Raw genomic sequence first — 17,958 nt, 5'->3', positions numbered from 1 at the left:
ATATATCACTTTTGTACGGGTTTACACAAGAGAAGCAGACTAATTCAGTGATCTCACTGCGTAGACTTCCTTGCAGAACCCTCGCAGTCCGTTGTAAATCCTTGCTACTTTAGACTGCTTGGACACTAACCCGAATACGGTAGGTCCGCTGCCTGACATCAGTACGCCATCTGCTCCAAGCTTTATCATCGCTTCCTTGAGCTGCTGAACCTCTGGATGCAGCTTTAAGGTAACATCCTCAAGCACGTTGCCCAGATGGTTGCACACGCCCCCAAAGTCTCCAGCTTCTATCGCTTGCTGCATCTTTCGAGCAGAAGGATGAACCGCTATATTATTGCTCCGAACGCGTCCATACACTTCTGCAGTCGATACATTGATCGGTGGTTTTGCCAACACAACCCAGCATTGTGGCGGGTTATTGATTGGTGTCAGCTTTTCGCCTCGTCCTGTAGCCAAGGCTGTGCCGCCTGTGACGCAGAAAGGTACATCAGAACCCAACTCAGCGCCAAGCTCCTGTAGCTCCTGCGCAGGAATACCCAGACGCCACAGACGGTTTAGACCGCGTAGCGTAGCTGCGGCATCACTGCTGCCGCCAGCCAGGCCAGCCGCAACCGGAATTCTTTTATCCAGATGGATATGTACCCCACTCTTCACGTTATAACGGTCTTTAATAAGCCTTGCCGCCTGGAAAGCTAAATTTTTCTCATCCAGGGGAATATAACCAGCCTGACTTGATATTATAATAGTATCCCTTGGCAGCTCAGACAGCTCTAAGCGGTCTGCTAAATCTACCATGGTCATAATCATTTCCACCTCATGAAAACCGTCAGCACGTTTGTGCAGCACATCCAGCATCAAATTAATTTTAGCTGGTGCCTTTTCATACATTTTCAAGGCGTTCACCCACCTTCAGCTTTTCCCGTAAAAACAACTTAACATATTATATGAGAAACTTCTAATGAAGTCCAATAATAAAAGGGTGTCGCCATTTAGACGCACCCTTTTTCAGTAATATTCACTTTATAGCCTAAAATTTAAGATTTCCGCGCAGCCTGTTCAGCAAGCTGTATCGCTTTTTTCACCATGTTGCCAGCGTCTTGAGTTGTAATTCCACCCCAGCCCTCACGTTCCACGGTTTCATAAAAACCCAGCTCCTTGGCTAACTCTGTCTTCAGTTCCTCCGACATCATGCCTCGTTTTCTGCGGCTCATTACGGAATTCCTCCCTTATGAAAATAAATGATTAACCCGTTGCCCAATTAGTATGCTTGCTTAGCACACGGATCATGCACCAAATATTTGTCCCAAAAAACGCAAACAAAAAACAGCCTCCAAGGGAGACTGTTCGTGAAACATTAAGCTTTAATATACATAATCCGCATCTGCCCATCGTCTTCACAAACTGTGATTTCCACAGATTCAGTAAGTATATCGGCATAGCTATAGGAGACTCGCTTAAAAGTTTGCTGCTCCTGATCCAGTTTGACAATAAATACAGAAGGGTACGTTTCTTCCAGGACACCTGTGCGTTCAACGGTTTTACGACGACCTCCGTTTGCACGCAATGTGATCTTATGACCGACGTGAGCTTCAAGACTGCGTTTGATTTCCAACAGCGCGTTATTAGCCATTACCTGACGACCACCTCTTTTCTTGTCCATTATACAACTTTTTCAGAACAATGTCAAAGCAAATAAATAATTAATTATAGTTGATGCATATTTCGTTGTCAACGGAATTTTTTTGCGAGAAATCAGCGCCGGACTAATATCCTTGTTATCTGTAATATAGGCATTACAAAGAAAAAAAGAAAGGGTTAAGCTCAGCGCTCACCCTTTCTTTCGGATATTCTATTCAGCCGATTCAAATTACCTATATTCCTGACACCATAGACCTATCTCTGCCGCTTAAATGGCTGATGGTGTCACTTTTAGCGCCGACAGATTCTGCAGTCGCGGCATTCCGATGCGGAAGCTGCCACGGGTCTCAACACCACCAATACCCTGATTGCCGCTGATGGTATTATTCAGAACATCGCTAAGATTTACAGTATCTCTGATGGAAGTAAAGGATGATTTTGCTGCCACATACACCGGATCCAGAGCATGAATCAAAATTCGACCAGGTGAACTGGCAAAATTAGCTCCAGCTCCAAGTAAGGCCTCGAAATGAGATTGACAAGCACCGGCAACAATAGTCAACGCATCAAAATTCCGCTCATACTCCCTAGCTACCCTAATAGCAGCTATAAAGTTTTGCGAATTTTTATAGCTATTCAGACTATACAGATCGTAAGTATGCTGTTGCTTCAGTACCCCATCATGACCAGTGATCACTACAATATCTGGGCGTACACGGGGCAACAGCCGGTATAACGTATCAGCCATTGCAGATTCATGAACATGATGCCCTTCAGCGGGAATCCGCAGCTGCTCGTATAAGCTAAGGCTCTTATTCAAATATGCCGGATCGCCATCCAGATGCAGTACTTTACCTGGCACTTCAAAATAAGGAGCTTCCTTGGACGGTGGAGCCCATGTCCCCTCTGTTAGGGTTCCCCCGCTCCGCTGACTTTGCTCCTGACGGTCCTTCCGTAGCTGTGTCAGTGATTCCTTCGCTTTGATCTGTGCTTGCTGTCCCCGTTCCGTTATTCGGGTAGGAGGCACTTGAACCAGGTCATCCAGAGGAGAATCCGCCAACAGGCGGAAATCTGTGCCTTTAATGACGGCTCTATCCTGCACTATATTATCTACACGAAATGTTAAATCACCGCCATAAGATTTGCGAACGACCAAGTCTCCTAAATTCATTACAACCACCACCTCTACCCCATCGTATGGGCAAAGGCCTCAGTTGGTTCATAACTCAACATATTTTTAAAATATAAGAATGTATAATGCTCCACCAGAATAACATCCTTATATTTCTACGAGAAACGGTTGTTGTCCTTAAGACAACAACCGTTTCCTATTGCTTATTCAATTCCAGCGGCTAGCAAAACACCGCTTAAGCGGGCGTATTCTTCAAGACTGAGTGTTTCTCCGCGACGGGTCGGTTCAATACCCGCTTCTGCGAGTAAAGCCTCCAGCTGCTCACGTCCTTGTTCAGGGAAGTAGCGAGCCTTCAGATTGTTAGCAATCGTCTTGCGGCGCTGTGTGAAAGAAGCGTGAACCACTTCAAAGAAATGCTTCTCACTCTCCACCTTTACCGGAGGATGCTCTCTAACCTTCAGACGGATAACAGCAGACTCCACATTAGGTTGAGGGATGAATACCGTACGTGGCACGATACAGACGAGCTCAGGCTCGCTGTAGTACTGCACGGCAATGCTAAGACTTCCGTATTCCTTTCCACCTGGAGATGCAGCCATACGCTCCGCAACCTCCTTCTGAATCATTACAACGATGTTATCAAGGGGAAGCTTCTCTTCGAGCAGCTTCATCAGAATCGGAGTAGTCACATAATAAGGCAGGTTAGCAACCACACTGACCTTGTTCACAGTGGTGAAATCTTCCTTGAACATTTCCTGCAAGTTCACATTGAGGACATCATCGTTACGAACCTTAACATGGGGATAGGGGGAAAGTACGTCTTTTAATATTGGAATCAGTCTACGGTCAATCTCTACGGCAGTTACAGCACCCGCTGTTAGTGCCAGACGCTCCGTCAGCGCTCCAATTCCCGGCCCGATCTCCAGCGCCCCAGAATCGCTATCTAGTCCAGCAGCGTCTACAATCTTGTCCAAAATATTTTGATCAATCAAAAAATTCTGTCCCAGGCTTTTCTTGAACTTGAATCCATAACGTTGAATAATCTCTTTGGTCCGTTTTGGAGTCGAAATTTCCTCTCTACCACTCATGAAGTAATGCCTCCCTGATCAATTTGGGCGAGAGCCCCGGCAAATTCCTCCCGCGTAATCCCAAACATCGCCAGCCGCTTGTACAGCTGTTTGCCGTTACAATATCCGATTCCAAGCAAATTACCAAGCGCCATACGTCTTTCAGCAGCCCGAGGGTGTACAAGCATTCCAGCGGCCATAAGATCATCAATACCAATCAAAGCAGGTGCTCCTTCAAAAGAGGTATGTACATTACGCAGCGCATGACGAATCGCCTCTGGCGATGCATTCTCTACACCGATATCCCCTTTTCGAGTTGCGTCCTTCTCTGGAATAAAAGCATGCTTGCAGCCCGGCACCTTCGCTGAAACGATTTTACGAATTCGCTCCCCAGCATGGTCCGGGTCCGTAAGAATAATAACCCCTCTACGTTCCATAGCAAGCGCGATCTTAGCAATTACAGTCCGGTTTACAGCAGAGCCGCCTGTCTCAATGGTATCCGCTTCTACAGCACGCTTAATGGCTACGGTATCGCTTTTGCCTTCAACGACGATTAATTCCTTAATCATATTTCTTGACTCCTTCCAAAAAAAGCAAAAAGAAGAGGATTCGCTCCTCTTCTTTTGGTTAAAGAATGTATAAGTGATGAGCGGTTGCTCTGCGATCAACGAAATGATCATCCAGCGTTCCTTAACGGTTATCATCACTATAGCTTATCAAAGGATTTTTTGCAAAAGCTTCAGTTCTAGTTAAGCTCTGGTTTCACAGGTCCAATCACATAAACGGTACGTGATTTACGGCCGAAATTACGAGCATGGCTCAGGGAATCATAATAGACATCCACTTTATTGCCTTTAATGGCACCGCCAGTATCCTCTGCACGGCGGAATCCAAGCCCATCGATATAAACCCACCAGCCAATAGGAATTACATTCGGATCTACTGCAATTGTACGACCTTCCGTTACGCGTGTTCCGGAGGCAGTTTTAGTACCTATCCCTGGCTCTTCTGACGAATAAGCTGTCATGGAGACGTTCTTAATCATCTTCTTGTACTCAAAGTCTACGCCAGCCTTGCTTGTGACGTTCTTAGTCTTAGCGCTAACTTTAGTCGTTTTGGAGGTAGTGCTTGATTTGGAAGTTGTTGTAGCTTTAGCAACTACAGTAGGCTTAGGAAGTGCTTTAGTACCAACGGCAATGATCTTATCTTTTGTTACCGTTTGTACTTCCTTGCCGATCATGCGCATAGAGGCCAGTTCTCCGTCTTGATAGATCTTTTCAATATGCTGAACCATGACGCCTGGTTTGCCTGCCTGTGCCACTCTAACTGTTCCCACAGTAAGGGAGGGATCTGCTGTCTTAATAACACGGAAAGGTAAGTTAGTTGTTCGCTGTACCGTTTGCTTGTTGATACGAACGATCTTAATCTCCATGTCAGCAGAGATGGTGGTGTCTAACGAAGGAAAAATCTTATCATAGCCTTCTAGGTTGATACCCAGTTTGTCAATCGCTTGACCGATAGTGTCTTCGGTCGTATATAACGTTTTTGTTGCTCCGTCCGCAGTAAGGCTAAATTTCTGCGCACGATTGATAACGACACGGTCACCGTCTTTTATTTCATCACTCAGACCTAAAGATAATTCATCATGCGGCTGCAGCGAAATTTGCTCTTTCTCCAACACATCACCAAGAAGTGCTTCTCGCGTTTCAAGTGTCTGTGTTTGCCCGTCTATTACTAAAACTAATTGTTTATTACTTTGACCGTGTACGTACAGCAGAATTAACAGCGCGATTGCGATTGAAATCACACCTGCAAGTAAAAGTACGCGAGTATTTACTTGCTCCCACCGTAATGCGAAAGACCTGCTGGATGACTGCGAATCATGGGATACCTCTGGTTGGAATAAGCCCATTCTCTCCATCCTCCTTACATAGCCTCGTCGTCAATTTGTATATCATGAGGACTGAATTTCTTTGACGAAACTATTTGAGATTGTCACAGGATACGCACGTATTAACTTAGCGTCTCCTGCTCATGGATCGCCTGCTCGGCACAGCTACTCCCACACCTGTTATATAACAGTATGCGGGCAACATTCAGTTTATTCAAAAATAAAGAAGCCTAAAAAGAGTTCTCTTGAGGACTCTTTCGTGGCTTCTCCGATGTCAGAATACGCGGGAATGTTTGTGCACGAGGTTGCCTCTCTTACTTGCGCTTACGGGGTTAGCTGTCGGGTTCGGACGAAAGAGAGACGCCCTATTTCAGGTCACCCGCTCACGGCGGTTGCCCTTAAATTCACCCCAAAGACCACGTGAAGAAATCAAATATTGTTCTGCGGCAATTCCTAGTCGTATTCAAGATACAGGCATGCGGCAGTTCAATATTGGTTCCCCCGTTCTCCATACGGAGACTCAGCGAGACGATCCATGAATCAATGGCTGTCACAATAACAACAGCTCACATCACTGAAAAGATGATATCCTGTTTTGATGCATGTTGTAAAGGACGATTCAACCACGTTTACGCAAATATATGGTTAAAATATTGTAATAATCAGCCGTTTTTATATTAAAAAAGTTTAATATATCGGCCATTCTCTATTTTTCACCCGTTTTACTCCTGTTTTCAGACAATCCCAAATCGTTCCAGTGCGTTCGTATACGTAATTTTAGCCAATTCTTCCCATGTTAACCCTTTAATTTCAGCCGCAGCCTCTGCTACTAACTTCACATGAGCACTCTCATTTCGCTTGCCTCGGAAGGGGTGTGGAGTCAAATATGGAGCGTCTGTTTCGATCAATAATCGGTCCAATGGCGTCTGTGCAAGCACCTCTTTAGGCACTCTGGCATTTTTGAACGTGATCGGTCCTCCAAATGACAAATGAAATCCTAGATCTAGACACATTTTTGCGGTTTCCCAGCTGCCTGAGAAAGAATGCATTACGCCACCAATTTCATTTGCTTTTTCCTCCCGTAAAATCCGTACGACATCTTCATGGGCATCACGGTCATGTATGCAGATTGGCATTTTTAGTTCACGGGCTAGTCCAATTTGTTTGCGGAAGACCTCCTGCTGCACATCCTTGGGAGAGGTATCCCAATAATAATCCAACCCAATCTCTCCGATGGCCACCACTTTCTCATGGCTGCAAAGAGAGGCGATCCAATCGAGGTCCCCCTCTTTCATATCAATCGCATCCTGTGGATGCCAGCCCACCGCTGCATAAATATAATCATAAGATTCAGCCAGCTTCATCGTTGAAGGGATCGTTTCCCGATTAAATCCAATATTGATCATCTTGCTAACTCCGGCCTCTACTGCACGAGCTATAACTTCCTCGCGATCCTCGTCGAATTGAGGCGCATCTAAATGTGTATGAGTGTCGAACAGATACATTTTAAAGCTCACTCCTTGTTGTTTTTATCAATAGTTCCATAAATATTTGTATTATTTTGCAAAAATCTCTGCTACAGAAGAGGGCAACCGTGTAAGGGCTTTTTTCAGCTTATCCTGTGGGAAATATAGGTGATATCTGCCACGATGAATCCCGCTTATTGAGCGCACAATATCCGATACCTCTGAAATTTCCCGCAATTGCTCATTCCGATCAAGCAGTAAAATTTGATTATTGTCGAAGGCTGCTCCTGGACGGAACACATCATAAGGCAAATCTGTCGGATAATCAATCTCTAAGTCATATTCTGGGTTAAGTCCCGCTCCCGCAAAACTGCTGCGGATTTCCGTAATCATATCTGTATCCAAATTCTCGATCTCTACATATTTATACAGTTTACGATGAATAAAACGGGTACACAAGTCGCTTAATAACTCATCTTCTTCAAGGGTCCATTGCATAAAAGCAGTCTGTACCAGTGCCTCATCAAGCATTAAATATTGCTTCACTGTTACTTCTCCTCGAAAGAGATCTTCCAGCGGAGCGATCATAAAGCGAAATTTGTACCCCTCTTGGAACAACTCTTTAGCTCTACGGAAGATTTGACGCAAAATAATTTCAGAGCTGCGCGTCACCGGATGAAAATATACCTGCCAGTACATTTGATAACGCGACATTAAATAATCTTCAATGGCATGCATACCTGATTCTTTTACTACAATCCGCCCATTATAAGGACGAAGCATTCTCAAAATCCGATCAATATCGATGGTTCCATAGTTTACACCTGTATAGTACGCATCACGCAGCAAATAATCCATACGATCAGCATCCAGCGGACTAGAAACCAAATTGACAACAATTTCATGCTCATATGTCTTAGAGATAACTGAGGCTACTTTACGAGGAAAATCTTCCTCCACATCACGCAATATTTCGGTGATCTCCGTGTCCTCCAAAATAATTCGGCAGGTCCAATCCTCATGGTTCATTTCAAAAGCTTCTTCTATAGAATGTGAAAATGGACCATGCCCTAAATCATGCAGCAAAGCCGCACACAAAGTAAGCAAACTTTCTTCAGGAATCCAATCCTTATACCCGCTGCGCTCAAATTGCGAAATGATTCTGCGTGTAATTTCATATACTCCTAAAGAATGAGAAAAACGACTATGCTCTGCACCATGAAAAGTGAGATATGAGGTACCTAACTGGCGAATCCGGCGTAAACGCTGAAATTCTTTTGTATTAATTAGTCGCCAAATAATCGTATCCTGTACGTGAATATAATTATGAACGGGATCCTTGAAAACTTTTTCTTCCGTGAGCGGCTGCTTCATGAGATCAACTCCTTCTAATAATTTAATATGATTTTAACTAATATCAGTATATAATAAGTAATTATGTCGTACTTTGTCGAAAAGTATCATTTTTGGTCTTGGTAAATCGACAAAATGCTTTCAGGGTAATTCTTAATTTTTATAGGGACATTCAAAGTTCTTATGGAAATTTTCTTATTCAGCCTATGAAAAAAGGTTGACTGATTTGGGAATCGTTGGTATTATAAGTATCATAAAACAGTGAACAATGTCGAATAATGACGTTTTTGGAACATTGAGAGGAGTAACGATTGTTATGATGAAATCAACAGGAATTGTAAGAAAAGTAGACGAACTTGGACGGGTTGTTATTCCTATTGAATTACGCCGTACACTTGGCATTGGCGAAAAGGACGCACTGGAAATTTACGTTGATGGCGAACGGATTATGCTTAAAAAGTATGAGCCTGCCTGCATTTTCTGTGGCAACGCTGAGAACGTAACTTACTTTAAAGGAAAAATAGTTTGTCATGAATGCATATCTTCCATCCCTACCCCTGTGACAAACTAAATTAAATAGTATATAATAGAACTAATCAAATTGTTAATTCTAACCTTTTCATATCTCCTTGACCTCCCGTGACCGCGGGAGGTATTTTTTATGTCTGGGTTTGCCCTCCTGGTTATCCCCTCCCTAAGGGCAATGTGCTTCAAGACGGAACTAGTAATACTTAGTTGTATTTCTTACAGTTATTTTAAATGCTTTTTACCATTAAACGAATTAATTGTATTTTGTACACTTATATTTCCTATATCTCCGTGAAATCAATCCTTTCCACCTTTATAACTGTATGAAGTACAACTAAACGAACAAATACATAAAAAAATTCAAAAATAACTGTACAAATTACATTTAACCCACAGATAAATCACTCAAGCTCGAAACGGCTCCGAGAATCCTTAGTTATTCTAGGAATTCGTCTATAACACTTACTCTTCTGCTCTATCAAGCAACGCATTATAAATATCCCGTTTGGCTACACCCCGGTCTGATGCCGCTTTTTTCATAGCCTCTTTCCGTGGTACATCCTGTGCTTCGTAATGAGCTACATGATCTTCAATGCTTAACTGACGCCACCACGCCGATTCTGCGATTTCTGCATCTTCCTTGCTCTCCCCTTCTACGACAATAACATATTCGCCTAGCGGAGGATGTTCAGCCAGCCATAGTGTACATTCCTCAATCGAACCGCGTAGAAACTCCTCATATCTTTTCGTTAATTCACGTGCCAACACAATCTGGCGATTACCGAATGCTTCTTGAAGATGAGCAAGTGTCTTAACTACGCGATGGGGAGATTCGTAGAACAACAAAGTGCCTTGGGCCGAGCGAAGTGGACTTAATACTGCTCGGATGTCCTTACGCTCTCGGGGAAGAAAGCCGATAAAGGTGAACGTATTCGTAGATAGACCAGAAGCGATCAAAGCTGACAACGCTGCGTTAGCTCCAGGGATAGGAATCACCGGAATTCCATGACTTATAGCAAGGGCTACAAGATCCGCTCCAGGGTCAGAAATCGCTGGTAAACCGGCATCGCTGACGAGTGCCAAATTTTTTCCTTCTATTATATAGCGTACAAGCTCAGGTCCACTGGCGGCCTTATTATGCTCATGATAACTAAACAACATCGAAGGTGAAATCTCAAAGTGGCTGAGTAATTTTCGGGTCTGTCTCGTATCTTCCGCGGCAATAATATCACATTCCTGTAATGTGCGGACTGCACGATAGGTCATATCCTCCAGATTACCGATAGGTGTAGCCACCAGAAAAAGCGATCCTGTTGTCTCCTGAGTACTGGTATTAGTCTTGTTTTGAAAACTGCTTTGGCATGATATCGTCATGATTTACCCTCTTTAGCACCATAGTAGATGTCCATAATCTCTGGACAGTATTGATTGTCCTCATTATATACGATGAGCGGTGGTTGTAAACGAACCTCAGGCTTTCCATCACGTGCGGCTTCGATTAATACCATATTTGCCTCCAGATGGGCACGTGGATGTACAAACCGAATAATCTTTGGCTCGAGTCTATATTGTCTCATGAGACTGATAATATCAACCAACCGTTGTGGTTTATGAACCATACTTACCTTTCCGCCCGTCCGAACCAATCGCACACAAGCCTGAATGACCTCCTCCAGTGTACAGCCTATCTCATGACGAGCCATAGCTTGATGGTTGTTCAGCTTCAGATCACTGCCATTAAGCGGCATATAAGGAGGGTTCACCGTTATTGCATCATACACACCATGTCCTGCGGTAGTATATAACTCGCGCAAATCACCTTCATGAATTACAACCTGATCCTGAAGGCCATTTAGAGCCACGCTACGACGAGCCATATCGGCTAAACGAGGTTGTATTTCAATACCTTCTATAGAAGCTTTTGTCCGGGTAGTCATTAAAATCGGTATTACACCATTTCCCGTACAAAGATCTAGAACTCTTCCACGTGGCGGAACACTGGCGAAACGAGCAAGCAATACAGCATCCATAGAAAAGCTAAATACTTCATCACTTTGAATAATGCGCAGATCATGTGTTAGTAAATCATCCACCCGCTCCGTCGGTAACAAGGGGACAGATATATCATTAAAAGAATTCGTCATGTAATAATCTCCTAAAGGTTTTGTTGAGAAAAACTTGCTTCAAAGCCATATGCCTATGGGCTAAAATTCAAAAAAAACCGTAGGATTAATCTCCTACGGCTGGATATCCTCATTTATTAAGAAAAGAAAGACAGAACAGACAGTCACCTTCCGTGCGTAAATGTCCAAAATAAACATTACAGATGTGAAAGCCTTCGTGGTAAAGCCGAGCCAAGTTGTCATAACCTTCCCCGACAACCTCTTCTGTTCCCTCTCCGGTAGCTAAAAGAGCTTCCGCCTCCGCAGAATCTACGGTAGGATCCAAAGGTGCATCCCGCTTTAAAATTTTGCGAAGCTGTTCATTCTCCAGAGTTAACCTCTGGTTAGCTTCCATCAGTTCTTTTACCGTCTGTTTCCATTCTCCAAGATTGGCGCGCATCGTTTCCATCTGCGCTTCCATATCCTGCATGTGTGCAAATATATTTTTCTTCTCCAAGTTTCCACCCCGAAAGTAACCTTATATGGTTTACTTGACGACAACATCATCCATTGGAAGTTCCTTAACTTTGCCCACTTCAAACAACTGTACATGAACCGTACGGTTTCCGGCATTGATTCCTACTACTTTGCCATCCCCCAATGAGGTCACGACAATCTTGCCGACCGCTGGCATTTCTTCCTTCACACTCTCATAATTGTCATGCTCAAATTTCAAACAACACATCAGACGTCCACAAAGTCCGGAAATCTTCGTCGGATTAAGTGAAAGGTTCTGATCCTTGGCCATTTTTATGGATACGGGTTCAAAATCCCCTAACCAAGAGGAGCAGCAAAGCACTCGTCCACAAGGTCCAAGTCCACCTAGCATCTTAGCTTCATCACGTACCCCAATTTGCCGCAGCTCAATGCGGGTCCGAAAAATACTTGCCAGATCCTTAACCAATTCTCTAAAGTCAACGCGTCCTTCAGCCGTAAAGTAAAATATAATCTTATTACGGTCAAAAGTAAACTCTACATCTACGAGCTTCATTTTGAGACCGTGGTCGCGTATTTTATTTAAACAGGTGGTAAAAGCCTCCTTAGCGGCGCTTTTGTTCTCCTCAACAACGCGTGCGTCGGTTTCTCCGGCAATACGCATCACTTTTTTGAGGGGTAGTACAACATCGGACTCCTCCACCTCTTTTTTGCCTACGACAACCTTACCGTATTCCACCCCACGTGCTGTCTCAACAATAACACATTGATCTCGTTCAATCGGAAAATCAAGTGGATCAAAATAATATATTTTACCCGCTTTTTTAAAACGGACACCTACTACGCTGTACAAAAATTAACCCCCTTGTTTGCCGGTAAAAGGAACCTATGGGCATGTCCGCTCCCTGATGATCCATGCTTGTCCTTCCTCGTCTGTTAAAACGATACTTCCAGGTAAAGCGACATCCGGAGGATATATCATTGCTAATCCTTTAACTTTCCAGTCGGATTAAGAACTGCTCCAGACACAACTGGGCATTGGCATTGGAACGCAGCTTCTTAGTACTCTCTGCAGCATATCCCATATAAGCCACCCATTGTTCCGCACTGCGCCCACGGGCATGCCTGGAAATAAAGTCTAACTGATCTATAAAAACGATACTTTCGTGCTTGCGGTACAGGAAGTAGAGCATATCTTTAAACCATAGATGGAACATGCTGAAAAGGATATCCAAATGTTCAGCGAGCCCAGTCTTGAACAGCTTCTGCCCGGCAGTTGCTACCGTGGAGCTGCCCTTGCTTAAGGACTCCTTAGCTAATTGTAACACTAGATTTCTCATTTCTGCAAACCAATTCTGTTCCAAAAGTTCCCTGCAACCATCAAGTCCCGAACTGAGTGATACTGCACATCGAGCTAAGGGGATCGGCACACCCTCACTTGCTAGCGCTTGAAGCATAATATCCGGATTTAACGGACTAAATGGGATCCGCTGAGTCCGTGACTGAATCGTCGGCAATAAAGAACGACTATTATCAGATATTAGGATTCCCACTGCCGGAGCTGGCGGTTCTTCCAGAAACTTCAACAAACTATTGGCAGCTTGTACCGTCATTTTGTCTGCCCCATCTATAATATAAACCTTTGGATTCACACCCTCAGATCGATAGGAAAAGACACGCTGCAGCTCACGGATCTGGTCTATTTTTATGCTTGCACCGTCGGGCTGCAGCAATGACAAATCAGGATGGTTTCCATGCTCAACCTTTCGGCACTCTAGACATTCGCCACAGGCGTCATCCTTGCTTTCCGTGCAAAAAATTGCTTGGGCAAACATCAGCGCCGTCTTCATTTGTCCACTGCCTGCTGGTCCTGTAAATAAATAAGCATGGCTCACAGCATCCTTGCGCAAGGCATTTTGGAGTAGCCGTTTAGCATGCTCCTGGCCTACTATATCATGAAAAGGCATAATTTCCTCCCAAAACTTTAAAAAGAAAGGTTGATTAACAACCCACGAATTTCTCCAACACGTCCCAACAGATCTATTCGGCCCTGCTCACTATTCAGCAGATCGTCTGCCATAGATAGCAAAGCCGCATCAATTTCCTCAAGCAGCTTGTAACGCTTACCCCGCCCACGTCTATCCCATCCACGTGTCTCTTTCAGTATAACGCCTCTACGAGCGGTTTCTTCCAGAAACCTTTTGATCATCATCCGGTAAATGGTGAGTTCACGAATGGTCATAGACTTAGATAAACGGTCGCCTTGTGACTGTATTTCTTTGATCTGGCGGTTTAGTTCATCTTTGGTTTTCTGTTCACCTTGCTGCTGAAAAACGTCAGAGAACGATTTCTGCTGAACAGGCTTATTAGCCCCTTCTGCATTTGGAAGCTCACTCTTTAAGGGCCTATATCCCGGATTGATCTTCAAAGGTTATCTACCGCCCCTTTTTTGTAAATGACTTGCTCATTTATATTATACTTAATAATGTTCGAAACGATCTACAGGAAGCACGAATACAGTAGCGCCACCGACCTGTACTTCAACAGGGAGCGGTAAATAGGAATCGGTCGTGCCACTCATCGGAGTTACTGGAGTGACTAGTTGTTCACGCACTTTACAGCTGTTACGGATAACATTCAACACAGCTTCGATCTGACTGTCCTCTACCCCAATCATAAATGTCGTATTTCCCGCCCGCAGAAATCCACCTGTACTTGCGAGTTTGGTAGCACGGAAATTGGCTTTTACTAGCTCACTGGATAACCGGTTACTGTCTTTATCCTGGATAATTGCAATGATCAACTTCATCTTCGCATTCCCTCCCAAAAAAGTTTTATGGAGTATTACTACTTAATGTGTTCTTAGTAGTAACCTCACTTCATAAGCAAACGCTTAGTTATATGCCACTTCTCTTATTATATTAGACAAAACACCCTAAAAACCCTTTAATACTCTCTCTTCAAGAGTTCTCACGATATCTTGTTCTACCAGATGAATAGGGCGGTTTGCATCAAGAACTACTATTCTCTCCGGATTCGCCTTAATTAATAAATGATAACCTTCACGAACCTTCTGATGAAAGGCAAGACTCTCCATATCCAGACGATTGACTTCGCGATCTTGATTGGCCGCAATCCGTGATAATCCAATCTCAGGGTCTACATCCAGATAAAAGGTTAGATCGGGCATGCGATTTCCAATAGCAAAACGGTTAATACTCCACACCTCTTCCATACCTAATCCTCTTGCATGTCCTTGATAAACGAGACTGCTGTCTACAAAGCGGTCACAGAGGACTGTAAGCCCTTCTCTAAGAGCCGGCTCTACTACTTCAGCGAGATGTTGGCTTCTTGATGCAGCGTACAGCAATGCCTCTGTACGTGCATCCATTGCAGTATGGGCAGGATCCAGAATAATAGAGCGAATTTTTTCGGCGATTTCTATGCCTCCAGGTTCACGTGTAATTCGATAGGGCATGGACCGATTCTGCAAATATGCTGCTACTCTGCCCAGAACCGTTGTTTTTCCGGAGCCTTCGCCCCCTTCTAATGTTATAAAGAAACCTTCTTTGCCCACTTATACTTCTCCGCCCTTCTGAATGTTGTATACCTTAATACGCTGTAAGACCGGATCAGCACAAGCCTGGAACTTCGCGCCTCCATAAGCTAAACCAGTCAGTCTTTGCTGTATCTGATCTGTGATGACCTCACCCGGATATAATAATGGAATGCCTGGTGGATAGGGAATTACCATTTCTGCAGCTACTCTCCCCACGCTGTGTTCAAGATTAATACTTTCTACCTCATTGGCTGACACCGGCTTCAAAGAGAAGGGAACAGGTGCTGAGATTTGTAAAACATTCAAATTGTTCCACGTGGAAATATTTTGAGATTCTGAAATGCCAGCGGTGTGCGGTGATTCGGATGTAACCTCCGAATCTATTTCCCGCAGCGCCTGCAATAACCTTGCTGCATCTTCAGCCTTCGAACCGAGGCTGAACAGCAGCACTACGTGCCGGTCGTCACTCATCTCCGGCACACAGCCCTTAGCCTCGAGCCTGCGCTGCAGCTCGAAACCGCCTAGGACCCCGGTGGCGTCATAAATGACGACTTTGAAGGGGTCCTGCGTCTCGTACGCCGCCTTATGCAGCGGCGTGCCGTCGTGCAGCGGCTCTGCCGGCTGCACCAATCCATAGCGCGGCAGCTCGGCAAGGCCGCGCCGCAGGACATCCACGGCGGCCAGCCCCGCCGTGAATGCATCGCTGCCCCGGCTGTGCAGCAGCCGCCGGGCAAGATCAAGCGACGCCATCATAGGATATGATGGGCTGGAGCTCTGCACCATGGCGAGCCGCTGCGAGAGCAGGGCACGGTCGAGCCGCTGCCCTTGAACATGCAGCATAGCGCCCATGGTCATCGCAGTGAGCATCTTGTGCGTGGACTGCACTACGCCGTCCGCGCCACAAGCAAGCGCCCCGGCAGGCAGTGCCGGGTGCTGCCCGTAATGCGCCCCATGCGCTTCATCGACAAGCAGCGGTACACCGCTGTCGTGGCAAATACGCGCGAGGGGCGCAAGGTCACTGCCCATGCCGTAGTAATTGGGCATGGTGACAAATACAGCGGCGGCTTCCGGATAGGCTGCAAGTGCAGCCTCAACAGCTTCTGCCGCCGGCGCTACTGCCAAGCCGCTGAGTGGATCAATTAGCGGCTCGACGAAAACAGCCCTCACTCCAGCTAACATAAGACCATGAATCACTGATTTATGCACATTTCGTTGAAGAATCAGAATCATTCCTGGCTCGGGGCAAGCCGTTAGAATCAGCGCCAGGTTACCCGCCGTACTTCCGCCAACTAGAAAAAAACTCTCCTCTGCTCCAAAGCAATCCGCAGCCAACTCCTGTGCTTCCTTAATGACTCCCTCAGGATGATGAAGATCATCCGTACCGGTAATCTCCGTAACATCGTACTTCATGACCTCATCTAGAAACCCAGCGCCTTCTACGCCGTCATATGCCGCTCCATTTTTATGTCCCGGCACATGATAAGATATATTACCCACAATTCTATATTGCTCCAGCATTTCGTATACAGGTGCCCTACATCGTTGTAATTTATTCATATTAAATTCCTTCCCATAGGGTTCCTTCTATTTTAACGTAAATATTCAGAAACTCCTATGTTTCCTCATAAAAGCATCTGACTGAACAGCAAAACGGCTCCCCCCGCTTAAACAACGAGGAAGCCGTATATGAATATCTCTAATGCAGCCCTTATATCTTTCATCCAGACTGCTCTCTTATCCGCATCAATTAACAGAGTTACTCTACTTAAGCGTTCTTTTGCAATCCGATCTTCTTCATCTGGCCAATAAAAAAACGGTACTTAGCATCTTCTGCCTCGGTACGGATCATTTCTGCCTCACAATCCTCACAAATAAAATGCGAGACAATCACAATACCTTCTTCTTTTTCCTGCCCACAAATGATACAAGCTTGCCCGGTTTGCTGTTCCATAACCATCCCACCTTGACTCTTTTAAGAACAGTATGATACACCTTCTATCATTTTAAACCTTTTCATAGTTTTTTCATATCCTTCGTTTCGTGTATTATATATATTCCGCTGCCCCTATATCGGTGAATATTCGCCCATAGTTTAATAAAATGCTTTCATTCGCCGATATTAAGAACATATGAATCTGTGAGGAGGTTAGTCTATTTTATATGGAACCCAACACCAAAGGCGCTGCTACATTCTATCAATATAAATTAATCAAAAAAATTAATCTAACGGCACCTCTGCTGCGTGTTTATATTTTGCTCCCTCTTTTGGTCCTTGTGCTCGAGACAGTCTTTCTTTCTTGGTGGAGTATTCTCTACTTAATTATAGCTGCTCCGGTTATGTTCTGGGTTCAATATGTTATTTCACGCTCAGTACTTCTAATCTCCGGGCATCCTATTTCAAAAAGATGGTCCATCTCATTTAAAATCCCGTGGCTTGGCTTCATGCCAGATCAACACATTAGTTACCGCATTTTCCGTAAAGTACAGTTACATAATTTTTATATTGGTCTTTGTATTGCAGCTCTCTTTATTTTTTGGTCTCCACCGGCATTTACAGTATCCCTGATTATTTGCCACTTGTGGCTTTTACTGCCCCGTCTCTATACACTGTTCAAAATAAATCAACGCAACAAGGAAGGCATGCTGAAGTTTAATCCATCCGATGCCTCCTATTACTCTCAATAGAGTACAGTTAACCTATGTTCGCATATAAATAAATAATCGCCA

Annotated in this window: 21 protein-coding genes and 1 riboswitch; of the genes, 2 read left to right on the top strand and 19 right to left on the bottom strand. The window is 44.6% G+C overall.

From position 1 onward, the window contains the following. Positions 1-39: 39 nt before the first annotated feature. The 9 genes from ispE to NST58_RS00180 form a co-directional block, all read right to left on the bottom strand. The gene (gene ispE / locus NST58_RS00220; protein ID WP_076138497.1) at positions 40-894 is read right to left on the bottom strand and encodes a 4-(cytidine 5'-diphospho)-2-C-methyl-D-erythritol kinase; all 855 of its coding nucleotides are present in this window, start codon (positions 892-894) and stop codon (positions 40-42) included. 140 nt (positions 895-1,034) lie between these two features. After that, entirely contained in the window at positions 1,035-1,211 is a 177-nt protein-coding gene (locus NST58_RS00215) for a small, acid-soluble spore protein, alpha/beta type (RefSeq protein WP_036678812.1), read from the bottom strand. Positions 1,212-1,354: 143 nt separating this feature from the next. Then, a complete protein-coding gene (locus NST58_RS00210) occupies positions 1,355-1,630 on the bottom strand; it encodes a Veg family protein (protein ID WP_019914493.1) in 276 nt (91 codons plus the stop codon). Positions 1,631-1,906: 276 nt separating this feature from the next. Then, positions 1,907-2,809, bottom strand: coding sequence for a sporulation peptidase YabG (gene yabG / locus NST58_RS00205; RefSeq protein ID WP_036678813.1), 903 nt, complete (start codon positions 2,807-2,809; stop codon positions 1,907-1,909). Between the two features lie 164 nt (positions 2,810-2,973). Beyond that, complete coding sequence (rsmA, locus tag NST58_RS00200) at positions 2,974-3,858, bottom strand: 16S rRNA (adenine(1518)-N(6)/adenine(1519)-N(6))-dimethyltransferase RsmA (RefSeq protein WP_036678815.1); 885 nt, start codon at positions 3,856-3,858, stop codon at positions 2,974-2,976. Continuing rightward, positions 3,855-4,406: a ribonuclease M5 gene (rnmV, locus tag NST58_RS00195; protein WP_036678817.1), complete on the bottom strand. Its 552-nt coding sequence runs from the start codon at positions 4,404-4,406 to the stop codon at positions 3,855-3,857. Before rnmV ends, rsmA begins: the two co-directional genes overlap by 4 nt. 176 nt (positions 4,407-4,582) lie before the next feature. After that, the gene (locus NST58_RS00190) at positions 4,583-5,749 is read right to left on the bottom strand and encodes a 3D domain-containing protein (RefSeq protein ID WP_076105834.1); all 1,167 of its coding nucleotides are present in this window, start codon (positions 5,747-5,749) and stop codon (positions 4,583-4,585) included. Between the two features lie 285 nt (positions 5,750-6,034). After that, a riboswitch (cyclic di-AMP (ydaO/yuaA leader) is annotated at positions 6,035-6,264 on the bottom strand. Between the two features lie 198 nt (positions 6,265-6,462). Continuing rightward, on the bottom strand, positions 6,463-7,233 hold the full coding sequence (locus NST58_RS00185; protein WP_076179633.1) for a TatD family hydrolase: 771 nt from the start codon (positions 7,231-7,233) through the stop codon (positions 6,463-6,465). A 51-nt stretch (positions 7,234-7,284) separates the two neighbouring features. Continuing rightward, positions 7,285-8,568 (bottom strand): HD domain-containing protein, encoded by a 1,284-nt coding sequence (locus tag NST58_RS00180; protein ID WP_076186801.1) that lies wholly within the window; start codon positions 8,566-8,568, stop codon positions 7,285-7,287. A 295-nt stretch (positions 8,569-8,863) separates the two neighbouring features. On the opposite strand from NST58_RS00180, the gene NST58_RS00175 reads away from it, so the two are divergent. Continuing rightward, on the top strand, positions 8,864-9,118 hold the full coding sequence (locus NST58_RS00175; protein WP_036678829.1) for an AbrB/MazE/SpoVT family DNA-binding domain-containing protein: 255 nt from the start codon (positions 8,864-8,866) through the stop codon (positions 9,116-9,118). A 419-nt stretch (positions 9,119-9,537) separates the two neighbouring features. On the opposite strand, the gene rsmI is transcribed toward NST58_RS00175, so the two are convergent. From rsmI to NST58_RS00125, 10 genes are all read right to left on the bottom strand, one after another. After that, on the bottom strand, positions 9,538-10,449 hold the full coding sequence (gene rsmI / locus NST58_RS00170; RefSeq protein ID WP_036678832.1) for a 16S rRNA (cytidine(1402)-2'-O)-methyltransferase: 912 nt from the start codon (positions 10,447-10,449) through the stop codon (positions 9,538-9,540). Next, a complete protein-coding gene (locus tag NST58_RS00165; RefSeq protein ID WP_036678833.1) occupies positions 10,446-11,219 on the bottom strand; it encodes a tRNA1(Val) (adenine(37)-N6)-methyltransferase in 774 nt (257 codons plus the stop codon). Before NST58_RS00165 ends, rsmI begins: the two co-directional genes overlap by 4 nt. 109 nt (positions 11,220-11,328) lie before the next feature. Then, positions 11,329-11,694 (bottom strand): DNA replication initiation control protein YabA, encoded by a 366-nt coding sequence (yabA, locus tag NST58_RS00160; RefSeq protein WP_036678835.1) that lies wholly within the window; start codon positions 11,692-11,694, stop codon positions 11,329-11,331. A gap of 30 nt (positions 11,695-11,724) precedes the next feature. Continuing rightward, positions 11,725-12,525 carry a stage 0 sporulation family protein gene (locus NST58_RS00155; protein WP_036678838.1) on the bottom strand — a complete coding sequence of 267 codons (801 nt, stop codon included), beginning with the start codon at positions 12,523-12,525 and terminating at the stop codon, positions 11,725-11,727. A 139-nt stretch (positions 12,526-12,664) separates the two neighbouring features. Next, the gene (gene holB / locus NST58_RS00150) at positions 12,665-13,639 is read right to left on the bottom strand and encodes a DNA polymerase III subunit delta' (RefSeq protein ID WP_076099912.1); all 975 of its coding nucleotides are present in this window, start codon (positions 13,637-13,639) and stop codon (positions 12,665-12,667) included. A gap of 17 nt (positions 13,640-13,656) precedes the next feature. Continuing rightward, positions 13,657-14,100, bottom strand: a complete 444-nt coding sequence (locus NST58_RS00145) for a YaaR family protein (RefSeq protein ID WP_036678842.1) — start codon at positions 14,098-14,100, stop codon at positions 13,657-13,659. Positions 14,101-14,151: 51 nt separating this feature from the next. Further along, positions 14,152-14,481, bottom strand: a complete 330-nt coding sequence (locus NST58_RS00140; RefSeq protein ID WP_036678844.1) for a cyclic-di-AMP receptor — start codon at positions 14,479-14,481, stop codon at positions 14,152-14,154. Between the two features lie 126 nt (positions 14,482-14,607). After that, positions 14,608-15,249, bottom strand: a complete 642-nt coding sequence (tmk, locus tag NST58_RS00135) for a dTMP kinase (RefSeq protein ID WP_036678846.1) — start codon at positions 15,247-15,249, stop codon at positions 14,608-14,610. Further along, on the bottom strand, positions 15,250-16,788 hold the full coding sequence (locus NST58_RS00130) for an aminotransferase class I/II-fold pyridoxal phosphate-dependent enzyme (RefSeq protein ID WP_339245598.1): 1,539 nt from the start codon (positions 16,786-16,788) through the stop codon (positions 15,250-15,252). 208 nt (positions 16,789-16,996) lie between these two features. Continuing rightward, positions 16,997-17,182, bottom strand: coding sequence for a sigma factor G inhibitor Gin (locus NST58_RS00125; protein WP_036678851.1), 186 nt, complete (start codon positions 17,180-17,182; stop codon positions 16,997-16,999). Between the two features lie 209 nt (positions 17,183-17,391). On the opposite strand from NST58_RS00125, the gene NST58_RS00120 reads away from it, so the two are divergent. Next, a complete protein-coding gene (locus NST58_RS00120) occupies positions 17,392-17,916 on the top strand; it encodes a hypothetical protein (RefSeq protein ID WP_076194944.1) in 525 nt (174 codons plus the stop codon). The last annotated feature ends 42 nt before the right edge of the window (positions 17,917-17,958 follow it).

Source organism: Paenibacillus sp. FSL R10-2796 (assembly GCF_037965315.1).
Taxonomy (GTDB): Bacteria; Bacillota; Bacilli; order Paenibacillales; family Paenibacillaceae; genus Paenibacillus_AQ; species Paenibacillus_AQ odorifer.
The sequence above is the reverse complement of the archived record's forward strand: the minus strand, read 5'-3'. Positions and strand labels throughout refer to the sequence as shown.